Below are 11,790 nucleotides of genomic sequence, written 5' to 3'. Positions count from 1 at the left end.
GCCCTCAGGGGGCTTCGAGCCTGAGGCGCATTTTCCGGATCGTTTCGCTGATATTGCGGTAGGTTTGGATCGACTCGCGCAGCTCCTTGATCCCGATCGGACTGTCCTCGAGGATATAGTTCCGCACGAACTGCGTGGCCGTCTGGTTGTGATCGAGCGTCATCGCATTGACGATCGACTTCTGCAGCGCGCTTGCGTTCTGCTCGCCGTAGGGCGAATGCGGCAGGAGATGGCGCATGTACTCGCGGACGTAGTCGCCGGCCCGATCGCGGTGGTTCACGAAGTTGCCTTCGCCAACCACCGCGACGATCCGGGCGCGCACGTCTTCCCACTGCGCCGGGAACTGCAACTTCCCGCGCTGTTCGATGAAGTCCTTGGAGCTTAGAACGGCGCCGACGGTGACGAACAGCGCCAGCACGGTTTCCCTGCTGTCTGACTTCCGCGCCTCGAGCGCCATGCCGATTGTGACCGGCGGCCGCGCGCCTTCCGTGTCTTCAAAACCGAGCGCGATGTAAGTGCGCGCCTCGTCGCGCCGGCGCTGGTCCTCGCCGAGCGTGCCGAGACAGTAGTCGACGACGCTGCGCTTCGAGCCACCACGCGACTTTCCGCTGTCGCCGGCGACTGCGTTCAGGCGCAGGAACCGCCGGCTGCCGCCGGTGAGCACGACTTGGGCCATATCGAGGATCGTCGATTTGCCGGAACGGTTCTCGCCAAGGACGCCGACGTGCCCCATCACGTCGATGTCCGCGACGTCGAACAGGTGCCAGTTCACCATCGTAAGGTGGCGTAGCTCCATCATGCCTCGTCTCCCGCCTGCTGCGGAAAGCGGGCCTCCTCGCTCCGCACGTAGCGCTCGAGCCGTTGCAGGGCGTCGCCGCCGCTGATCAGCTTGATCATCGGGCGGATTCTGACCTCGCAGTCCTGCTGCTTGTCGTCGAAGTCCCCGATCTCGACAAGGCTGCGCTGGGCGGCCTCGCGCAGGATATCGCGGAAGCGGGCGGCCGAGATCGCGCCTCCGCCGCCGTGTTGCGCCATCTCCCGGTAGCGGTCGAACAGGTCATTCAAGGTGGCGACCACGACGGCCCGGTCTTCGACCGCTCCGACGTTCACCTCTTGCTGCCAGTACGCTGCCAGCACCAGAATGACGATGGTTTCGTCGAGCTTCATCCGGGGCAGGGGCACGTCCTCGTCCATGGCGACGATGCCGGCCCACTGCGCCTCCGGATCGCGATGGAGGCGGTATCCGCAACTATCGAAGAAGCCATCGACCACATTGCGGAAGCGGCCGTCCATGATCATGTTGTAGACGGTTCCGGTTCTGGGATCTCCCGCGAACACGAACTGCCGCCGCAGCAGGAAGTGCAGCGCTTTGCGGAGGTCGGCCGCCTTTTCCGCACCGAAGGAGCGCTCGACGTGTTCGAACTCACTGAGCATGGGGCGCCTCCGCTTTCCGGAGCCTACCGGACCGCCTGACCAGGAAGTTCGCGCAACGAAGCCATTCGCTGTCGTGTGGCGGCGTGTCTGGGCGCGGCTCCAGATCGAATCCGGCCGCGACCTGCGGCGGAACCTCGCCCGTCAGCGCATAGCGGCGGGCGCAATCGAAGGCGAGGAAGTCGTCCACGCTGTCGATTTCCATGAAGCGAGCTTCCTTGGTCGCGAATGGCGGCACCTGGCCCTCAAGGAATCGTCTGACATCCTCGGGCCGGGGCGCGATGCGAGCGATGTACTCGAGACGGAGCTTCTTCCTCAGCTCGTACAATGGGTCCGAGGGCGGGCCGGCGAGCTCCCTTGCCTCGACCGGGCGGCGCGGCTGCCTGGCTGGCGCCTGATGGTGCTCCGACCAGGGCGACCGCAGCGGCTCGATGCTCCACTCGACGGTCGACTTGTCGTGCCTGCCGTCTCGCAGCAGAGCGTCCAGCCGCCGCACCAGGTCGCCGGCCCTGCCGACTAGTCCTTGCCCGCCGCGCTCGGCGTACTTGATGGTGTTGCGGACCCGGGCTTCGAGCTGCCTGCGGAAGGCCTCGATCCGTTCGAACATCTCGCCGATCTGTTCGAAGATGTTTTCGATTGCGAGCAGATCGTCCGCCGCCGCCATTCGACCGTCCTCGACGTCGGCGGCCATGCTGGAAGCGGTGTACTCCTCGGCGAGGACTTGCATAGTGTCCGGTGTATAGGAGATCCGCCGTGCGAGATCGACGATGGCATCGCGGAAGCGGTACGGATGGTTGACGGTGAGGATGGACTCGAAATCCTTCAGCAGGAGCTGGTCGACGAACTCCTCGAAGAAGGCTTCCAGCCGGGTAGCCACCGTCTTCGATTCCATGACGGTCCGTCGGATCCGCTTCAGGTCGGCCAGAATGGCGCGCAGGCTCTTGGTAAACTGGTCGGCCTGGTTGCGTGCTTCGCGGACGGCGAGCGCGGCCTCGCGCTGCTTGCGGTCGGTGATCTCGGGCCTCAGCTTTTCGACGGCTTCGAGATTGAGGCGGATCTGCACGATCAAGCCGCCGAACCGCTGCGAGAGATCCTTATTGAGGCTCGCGAGCCGCTGGATCACGAGCAGCGGTCCCATAGCCATGTCGACCGTGACACGGAGCCCGTATTCCTCCTCCTCAAGCCAACCCCAGGCGAGCAGCCGCGCGTAGAGTTGCCGCGCCAGACCGAGCGCCTTGTCGCCCTTCTCGGACGCGAGCGCGACGTCGGCCTTCCGGATACGGCGGCGACCTGCCGAGATCATTTCCGGCAGGGTGCCGAAGTCGTCGCCTTCGCTCCAGAGGGCCGGGTTGGCGCGCATGACGTCATAGATCGCGTGGACGACCTGCTGCGGAGTCGGGAACGACGGCGCGCCTGAAAAGAAGCGTTCAAGGAGGTCGAGCAGACAAGCCGCGTACAGGTGCTTGTGATCGCGCGAGAAGGCCAAAAAAGCCTCGTCATGCAAATGGCGGAACAAGGACAATCGCTATTGCTCCTGCATCGGTGTCATCCAGAAGGGCGGCGATCTGTTGTCCATAACCTTATGATCTACCAAAGAAATAATTCAGTCGAGATGTATCTCAAGGCACTCGCAACTAGAAGGTTTTTGTTCCCTGTATGTTCATGTATAGCTTGTCGAAGGGAAGCTGTCGAGCCTGAGGGTGGGGGCGCTTCGAGGCAGGGTTCAGTCTTCGGAGAAGGGCAGCTCTAAGAGCTTCGGCAAGCTACGTTGTCCAATGAGACAAAAGCCCCGCTGCCCAAGCTCTCCTCATTGAAAAGCTGTTAGATCGGACGTTACTGACGCCGCCGGCCGGCGTAGCACCAAAAAGGCAATCTGCTGGCCGCCGTCGATCATCCGGTCAGGTCAAGTGGCGCGGGCTGTACCCGTGCGGCGATTAACCAGGATCGGGGCTGGCTTCAGGCACCCTGGAGAATCGTGGTGTCTACGATTGCGAGCTACGTCCCCCTGCAGTCTGCGAGGGGCGGGCGGTCTCGGCTCTGAGGTTAGATATTTTGCGCCGCTTAACTTCGTTCTTCATTGGTCGGCCGGGCTCGCGGTCGAGTTGAAACCTCCTGGTTCTCCGGGGACGTTTCTTCCGTAGATGGCGCTTTCTTAGGACGCTTTACGGCGCTTGTTGATCCGGACACATCTGCGTTTTCACGGCTTCCGTCAGAGCGTCGGCGCCGCGCTCTGGTCATGAGGCTGACAAGCACCAGCAGGGTGCCAGCAGCGATCATGAGAAGCGCGACTGCTTTTGCCCAATCGAGGCGCAAGGACTTGACCTCACTAGATTGCGAGCGCGAAAGAACACTCATGCCGCGACCAACGACTATGTTCGGTCGTTGTGCGGAGTATTCGCCAGGGTCTGTTTTATATGTTCCGCCTCTTCCCTCGTCAGTTTCTCGGCTAGGCGGCTATTCTTGGTCAGCGCTGGCCCTTTGCGCTCCCGATCATAAACCATCCATCCAGAGGTCCCCATTCGAACGAGGAATCTGGCCTGCGCAGGCGTTTCAAAATTCACCGGTGCTCTCTACAAGCCGTTGCAATCCACCAATTGGGCCCGCCATCGGCATGCAAGTCAATTGTAATATGTGAATCTGCGCATCGGATTTGGGCGAGCAGTCGTCCCGAGAGATCGATCATTCCTTGAAATTCCAAGCCGTCTTGGAACGCCCTGATCGATCCAATTAACGACAATGGTCGAGGGACTTAGAATATAGGTCGCGTTCGCGGTCGATGCGGCTCAAGTGGCGAGACCACTTATGAGTTCATCAGCCATCAGCGACGAGACCAAGGAAGGGCGAGGGGTATCTAGATGCCCACGGTGTCGTCGCACTTTGGGTCGACCATAGGTTGGCCGCCCGTTTGAAGCGTGGCTAGGTGAACGGTCAATTGCTCTGCGAGCGTCAAGTGTTGTCCCATTGGACTAAATAGTCGGCCGCCTTAGCGGAATGCTCTCGCGCTTCTTGCGTTGGCGCCTGTTGGAATGGCCATCCAAGCAACCCTGAGGTGAGCCGGAACCCAAGCTTTGGCCGGCTGCCGCGGTCACCTGCGGCCTGGAATTTCTGACAAGTGCGATCGTATCAATGGACCAGGCACAGCGCAGGGATCGAGACGCTTAACCGAAGATCCTTGACGAATTCGACCTCACCAGGATCATTTGACCACCTGAGGACCGCTGCTCGGAGCCTGGCTTGGCTTTCGGACAAACAGCCCATCCTCGCTTCGTGGCGGCCAGGTGCTTCGTCGATCGCGTCGTGTGAAGGGCTGCTGGCACCGACAGTCTGATGGGCCTGGTAACCATCGACGAGGTCATGGGTGCTCTTGGATTACTCCGCGCTATCGGCGCTCTCGATGGTCGCGCGATCGACCTGCGTAAAAGGCAGCATTCCGACGTTCTCGTCAGGCGGCATGAGGCGTCGGGCGATCGGCAGAAAGACACTCGTGATCATATTGTCCAGCGTTATGGCGGGCTTTGCTTGTTTACAGCGCTATTATTCTTGAGCGGTGCAGTCTCCGGCATCGTGAGCATGGCACAGAGCGCGGCGGTGCTAGCGATTAGCATGTACCAGGCGGGCGCCAGCGCGCTGCCGGTAAGATAGATCAGCCAGGTGACGACGGGTTGAGCTGTGCCTCCGAAGATCGCTATGGCAAAGGCGTAGATCGTCGCGAAGGCGCCACCACGAATGTTCTTGGGCAAACCTTCGGCCATGCTCACATAGAAGGCGCTATACGGAATCGTTCCGATGAGGGTGAGCGCGCCGAGACCCCCGAGAAGTGCGAGGGCACTGCGGCTCTCTGAGATCCAGAAGAACACCGGATAGGTCATCAACAATGCAGCGATCTGCGGCCATATCATGATGTGCCGGCGGCCCTCGCGGTCTGCGAGCCAGCCGCCCAGCAATGCGGCAGCAATTCCTACCGTATTGCTGACAAGCGTAGTGCCAAAGGCGAGAGGCGCGGAAACGTGCAGGGTGTTCAGTGCATAGGTGGTCATATATCCCGTGACGTAGGTAGTAATCGTGCAGCAGGCCAGGACGACGAATCCCAAGCTCATGATGCGGCGCGCGGCAGGCGATTTCCCTACAGTCTGGACGGCCAGAGCAGGCAGCTCAGGGCGGTGCAACGTTTCGGGCAGGGAGTTCCGCAACCACAGTCCGAAGGGCAGCGTAGCGGCGCCGAGCAGCAGCGCGATCCGCCATCCGTACACGTTGAGTGCTTCGGTTGTCATAGTCAGCGAGAGTATTTCTCCAACAAGCGCTCCGGCCGTCGCAGCGATCTGTTGGCTGGCAGGCTGAAACGAGACAGCAAGACCGCGCCCTTCGGCCGGGGCCGCTTCCATCAAATAGGCGGTCGTCGGACCAACCTCACCGCCCAGCGCGAAGCCCTGCACCAAACGTGCGAAAATGACCAGCATCGGGGCGGCAATTCCTATTGTCTCGTACGAGGGCGTAATACCCAACAATAGGATCGCGGCGCTCATCATGGCAAAGCTGACGGTCATCGCGGGTCGGCGGCCGGCCCGATCCGAGTACGAGCCGAGCACGATGGCCCCGATCGGTCTGGTCACAAAACCCGCGCCGAAGGTTGCAAGTGATAGCATGAGGCTGGCGAACGGGTCGCTTGCCGGAAAAAACGCTTGTCCGATCTGGATCGCGAAAAAGCTATAGGTTCCGAAGTCGTAGAATTCGAGAATATTCCCGATCGTTGCACCTAACACGGCACGGCGGGTCAAGCGTTCGTCTGCGGCATTGAGGACTGGGTCCGCCTTCTCCTGAGTAAATTGCTTGACCATCCTCGATCCGTCTGAGTCGCGATCGCCGTCCTGAGCATTTCGAGCAGCCGGTCGCGCGCATTGAATTCGACCTGCTCTACACGCCGTCTAGCATGAGGCGGCCGGTCGCGCGTCCCGGGTATTTACATATGCCTGACGCATGCCAGGACGAAGCTCACGCTGATGAGTGCAACAAAAATGCCTGCCTCTTGCGCCCCATTCAAACCTTGAATCGAAGACGGTGATCGCCAGCGAAGATGAACAAGGCGCGCTGCAATTGTCGGACGAGGCAGTCGTTTTGCTCCTGCGCATTGGCGAGTTTGCGACAACATTGGAGGGCGACGAATGGGCATCGCCTATTTTCACGCCGAAGGGCCGCCGCGCAGCGTTGCCGCGTTCATCTTGTTGCGCACGGCGAAGGCATCACGATTTGGCCCGGCTTTTGCTCAGCTGCTTGTTAGCTGCGTGCAGCCGCCTGCTTTGTCGGAATTGGCGCTACAGAATGCAGGATCTGTCTGCGATCAAAAGAGGAGCTCGCATTGTTAACGGGGCCCATGAAAACGCTGACATCGGCCACGGCCGCGAAGCATCGGGCGGTCATATTCGCTCAGGCGAGCCGCGGGTCGGCGGATCGCAAATGGCAAGCGTGAAGTGCCAGACTTTGAGCTTGAGGACGTTGAAATCAAAGCCACCAGAAATGAGGGACATACTTGTGAGTTGACTTGACTTCATCAAGGCTGACTTCCCTCCAGAGAACTAGCCTTCCTTTTGAATTGAAGTTCTACCGTCAGACTCGGGCTACGAAGGCACAAGGCCGATGTCCGACCAATGACGGCTGCGCTTCGCTGGCGCATCTGCGTGCACGCGCGTTCGAAGTTGGACGGCGAAGCACGCCGGCAATCAAGACCCCGGACAGAATCTGTAAATGAAGACGAAGACGATAACGACCATCGTGCTTGCGGCTAGTGCCTTGCTGGATACGCCCAGCAGAGCGGTTGAAACTTACGACGTCAGGGATCCGAATGGCATGCCCTTCATGCGGGCGCGGATATTTGGTCCCGGCGATGGCGCTTATTGGGAAGATGACGAGCGTTCAACGCGGAGCTTGCCACAATCAGAAATAGATCAATCACTGGCGGCGATTCGGTATTGGGCGGAAATCATCAAGGTTGTTCCGGGGCAGTTGCCGGCCATTGTCAACATCGGTGGAGATAGCGAGCGCAACGCATTTGCCGATAGTGGTACGTCCCCTGGTGGCCTCACTAAGGTGCAGGCGGCACTCACGGGCCAGGAGCCGGGTGAGCTGCAATACGGCGCACATGGCATGGTTACAATCGGCCAGATGGGGTTTTCGTCCGAAGCATACATTCCTTCGCAATTGCCAAGGACTCCCGAGATTGGTCTTACACCCGTCGTGATCCACGAACTCGGCCACGCGCACGGTATGCTCAGCACTATGAGCTATAAACTACATCCCGACGGGTCGCTATCAGCGTATTTCCCTGAAAAGCTAAATGCCTGGACGGAACATTTGCATGACGACAACGGCAAACAAGCCAAGCCCGGACAGAAGATCTATTGCTCGCTGTGCGTGAACCTGCCGGCTGAGGATGTTTTCGACCTGCGCCGCGATCGGGGCTATTTCGCCGGGAAGCATGTGAGTGAAGTGCTGGCCGGTGCCTTGCCAGGTATTCCCGTTCGAGTGATGACTGAGGACGGCCGGTTGGATGACCCCTTCGCTGGGCATAGCGAGCTTAAGAACGGCACGATGAGCCATCAGGGATACGAGAACTACACCGTCCTGATGGAGGCGGAGATCGCCGCGTTGCAGGATCTGGGCTACAGCATCGACCGGCGCAAACTCTTCGGTTACTCCATCTACGGCAATGGTCAGAATCTGGTCAACGACAATCCGTTCTTCGGTCGCAGTGCTGAGGGTACCGCCTATCTGCCAAATACATACAATACAGCTACGCTCGGACTGGGACTGCACGTCTATGGCAGCGGCAACACTGTGGTCCAGCGCGCCGACCTGCTTTCGAGGGGAGCAGGTGGCGCCGGCATCCGCGTCGACGGCGAAAACAATCAGATCATAATTCCGCCCGGGACCCGCGTGTACGCCGACGGCGCGCATGGGCGCGGGGTTATGTTCGCCTATGGCAAGGATCACACACTGACTCAGCGCGGGGACGTGCAGGCTCTCGGCGAGCGTGGCATCGCAGCAAGTTTCGACTTTGGCAACAATGCGTTGGGCAATGACAGTGAATATCGTGGCTCGTATATTCGCACGATTGGCAACAACCCGGTCCAGATGCTGGACGAAATCGCAGGTCCGCTCGTCAGCAAGTTTGATCTGACCGGTCGCCTGGCTGGCAATCATGCGGCAATGTACATGTCGAACAATGGTTACGTCGGCGAGATCAATGTGATGCGTGGCGCAATGCTGTCAGGGGACATCCTGTCTGACTACAACCAGGTCGACGAGAACGGTTCTCCGCGTCTGACCAAATTAACGTTCGGTTTGACGCCTGACGCGAGCGGTCACTCAACGCAACAGCCGGACGCAAGCTTTGCAGCCCGCTATGACGGCAATATCGTTGGACGCAACAATCTTTCGCTGCAGGTTTCCGGCGGCGTCGTTTCTTTTACCGGCAATCACGAGGTGTACGACGCAACGGTTGCGCAAGGCGCAACCCTGTCCGGTAACGGCAGTTATCTGCTCAATGCGAGTGGTCGCTTCACCAACAGCGGTGCTGTCGCGCCCCTCATCGGCGGCCTTGACAACAGCATCAAGGTGTATGGCGACTATCTGCAAACCTCGACCGGTCGCTTGCAGGTCGCCGTAAACGATGCTGGCGGGTTCAGCCGCCTCATCGTGAACGGAAATGCAACGGTCGACGGTACGCTCACGATCACCCCGCAGCGCGGCTGGTATGGCAGCGGCTTCAACGTCTCCTCAAATCAATGGCTGAACGCAACAAATCTTACAGGCTCGTTCGCGAACGTGACGACAGCCCTGCAATCGCCAACGTTGCTGGCGAGTACAGCGGCTCAGGGCGACAACACCTACGCCTTGACACTCTCCCGCCCATCCGATGCCTATTCGCGTTATGGAGCCGATGCCAACAGCCGACAGGTGGGCACGGCGCTCGATCGAGTAGCTGGCAACGCGGCTGTAGGATTGCACCCGCTTCTCGCGGCGCTCGACTTTTCTGCGCCGGACGGCACGGCGGTGACATCTGGGCTGCGCCAACTTTCTCCGTCCATCTATGCCTCGGAGCAGGGCAGACGTGTCAATGACAGCTATTATGCGCGTTCGGCAGTCTACAACCGTCTGGAACGGGCGTTTGGCGGCGCGCCAACCTCGGCGATGGCGGTGATGGGTTATGGTCCTGATCAGAACAGGTCGCGCGGCAATTCTGCCTCTGCCACCGGCCTGGTCGGCCCGGCTTCTTCTGACCTGCCCTCTTATGACCTGCAAGGTTATGCGGCGTGGGCTTCTGCCTTTGGCGGATGGACGACCCAATCGGGCGATAGCAATGGTGCGAGCACCAGATCCTCCATCAACGGCTTTATGACCGGGATCGACACCTCGGCATTTGACGACTGGCGGGTCGGTGTTCTTGCAGGCTATAGCCGTTCCATTTTCAAAGTCGCTGCTGCTGCCTCGTCAAGCCGCAGCGACAATTACACGTTCGGGACCTATGCCGGCACCGAGTGGGCCGTGCCAGACGGGGCCATCGCCTTCCGTTCAGGCCTTGCCTATACATGGCACGATCTTGAGATGACCCGCAACGTTCGGTTCCCGGGCTTCAACGACAACTTGATCTCGGATTACGATGCAGGCACTTTCCAGATTTTTGGAGAACTGGGTTACAAAGTCCCTCTCGGCAAGTCTTCGGTGATCGAGCCCTATGCCAATCTCGCCCATGTTCGCGCGGCGACGGACAGCTTTGGCGAGAGGGGATTGAACGGAGCAGCGCTTAGTGTTCACCCTGGCACGATGGATACGACGCTCTCCACGCTCGGCGTCTACGCGACCACCCGTTTTCAACTTGGCCAGATAGCCACGACTGCGCGAGCCGATATTGGCTGGCGTCATGCCGTAGGCGACCTCATTCCGCTGTCGACAGCCAGCTTTGCTGCTGGATCCAGCCCTTTTGCAGCTTCAGGCCTATCCATTGGCAAAGACGTGGCACTCGTCGAATCCGGTCTGGATTTCCAGCTTTCGAACAACAGCACCCTTGGCATCGCCTACCAGGGTCAGTTCGGTTCAGGCATCACCCAGAACGGACTGAATGCCACCTTCAACGTGAAGTTCTGATGAATGGGGATGCTGGCTCCGGCGCCGCTGTGCAGTGAACCATGTTGATTCCGTCCACATCTCGTCGGCAAAAAGTTGGCCGGCCATCGAGCTCACCTGAATGCCGCCGCCGGCGCCTCACAGCGGTCTTGCCGTCGCCATCAGCCGAAGACATGCCACGACGTCGCGGCGCCGCCCGAGCAAGAGGACCTTGAGCGCGCTGCGCAGATCGCCATTACACGCGGTGACGACTTCGTCTATGCGCCAGCTCACCGAGCATGCTGTCTCGGCCTCGGGTCACGATTACTCGCGCAAGACATAAGGTTCTCCTCGCTGGGGGCACTCGTTGAAGCGGTCCGGCGGTCAGCCGCCGTCGCTATCGCTGCCGCGTCAGACGGGTGCCGCTCAAAGGCCGGTGCCGCCGGAGCACCACTCTCCCCGAGGCTTTGGAAATACTTCTATTCCCCAGCCCTGCGCGCCTTTAGTTCTATAAAGCATTGTATTGCCGCTGCCGCGGCAGCAGCTTAGGGGCGTCGCCCCTCGGCGCGGCGCAAGGACAGGCCTTCGGTTTTGGCTTCCCCCACGGTCCGCGGTGCCCCAAAAAAGTTGTTCCAACTTCCTTCAGCGCTTGCGCCTTGCACACCTCGCTACGCGCTGCGAGGCAGGGGTTATGGCGGCTTTTTGCCGGGCACAACCTCAGCCTTAAGAGAAAAACAACAGAACCAAGACCTCCGTCGCAGCCCGTCGTGGTGGTGCCGCGCGGCAAACTGAAGAAGTCGCCCAAGAATGCTCGTAAGATGCCAAATTCGAAAGGCTGAAGTCGAAGCTCTCGCCGCCAGTATCGCATCCTCGGCATGCTGCAATTTCCTGTCGTCGAACCCGAACGCGGCGCCAAGGACAAACCGACCGGCCACTTTCTGGTCAATGCGGGTGAGGGACGCTGTCTCGCTCAGTTGCTTCGGGCCAAGCGCAAGGAGATCAAGAAGGACGAGCAAGCCGCATTTTTCGATCCCAACGGCGGATGCGTCTTTGCGACCATCTGGCACGACGGATAAGCACACATCGAGTACGGCAGCATTGATGGCGGCGATCGATGACATTTTGGAATGTTGCCGAACACTGACTTGCCAAGCACCACCCCGCACGGCCCGCAATCGAGAATAGCCGATACGCGATCGCGTATATCTGTCTGGTATACGCATGCGCGTATATTAATAAAATATACGGATTCGCGTATATTGA

6 protein-coding genes are annotated in these 11,790 nt (G+C 59.9%); 1 reads left to right on the top strand and 5 read right to left on the bottom strand.

The features are described from left to right. Positions 1 to 4: 4 nt before the first annotated feature. From ACVMB0_RS01085 to ACVMB0_RS01070, 4 genes are all read right to left on the bottom strand, one after another. Positions 5 to 772, bottom strand: coding sequence for an ATP-binding protein (locus ACVMB0_RS01085; RefSeq protein ID WP_461345015.1), 768 nt, complete (start codon positions 770 to 772; stop codon positions 5 to 7). A 23-nt stretch (positions 773 to 795) separates the two neighbouring features. Then, on the bottom strand, positions 796 to 1,434 hold the full coding sequence (locus ACVMB0_RS01080; RefSeq protein ID WP_461345014.1) for a DUF4194 domain-containing protein: 639 nt from the start codon (positions 1,432 to 1,434) through the stop codon (positions 796 to 798). Next, positions 1,424 to 2,953: a Wadjet anti-phage system protein JetA family protein gene (locus ACVMB0_RS01075; RefSeq protein ID WP_461345013.1), complete on the bottom strand. Its 1,530-nt coding sequence runs from the start codon at positions 2,951 to 2,953 to the stop codon at positions 1,424 to 1,426. The genes ACVMB0_RS01080 and ACVMB0_RS01075 overlap by 11 nt, the downstream gene beginning before the upstream one ends. A gap of 1,981 nt (positions 2,954 to 4,934) precedes the next feature. Beyond that, complete coding sequence (locus tag ACVMB0_RS01070) at positions 4,935 to 6,266, bottom strand: MFS transporter (protein WP_461345012.1); 1,332 nt, start codon at positions 6,264 to 6,266, stop codon at positions 4,935 to 4,937. 904 nt (positions 6,267 to 7,170) lie between these two features. Here ACVMB0_RS01070 and ACVMB0_RS01065 point away from each other — a divergent pair. Next, positions 7,171 to 10,569 carry an autotransporter outer membrane beta-barrel domain-containing protein gene (locus tag ACVMB0_RS01065; protein ID WP_461345011.1) on the top strand — a complete coding sequence of 1,133 codons (3,399 nt, stop codon included), beginning with the start codon at positions 7,171 to 7,173 and terminating at the stop codon, positions 10,567 to 10,569. 647 nt (positions 10,570 to 11,216) lie between these two features. On the opposite strand, the gene ACVMB0_RS01060 is transcribed toward ACVMB0_RS01065, so the two are convergent. Then, positions 11,217 to 11,648 (bottom strand): hypothetical protein, encoded by a 432-nt coding sequence (locus ACVMB0_RS01060; protein WP_461345010.1) that lies wholly within the window; start codon positions 11,646 to 11,648, stop codon positions 11,217 to 11,219. Positions 11,649 to 11,790: the final 142 nt, after the last annotated feature.

It is taken from the genome of Bradyrhizobium sp. USDA 4451 (genome assembly GCF_054822585.1).
This window is presented reverse-complemented; position numbering and strand designations above follow the sequence as displayed.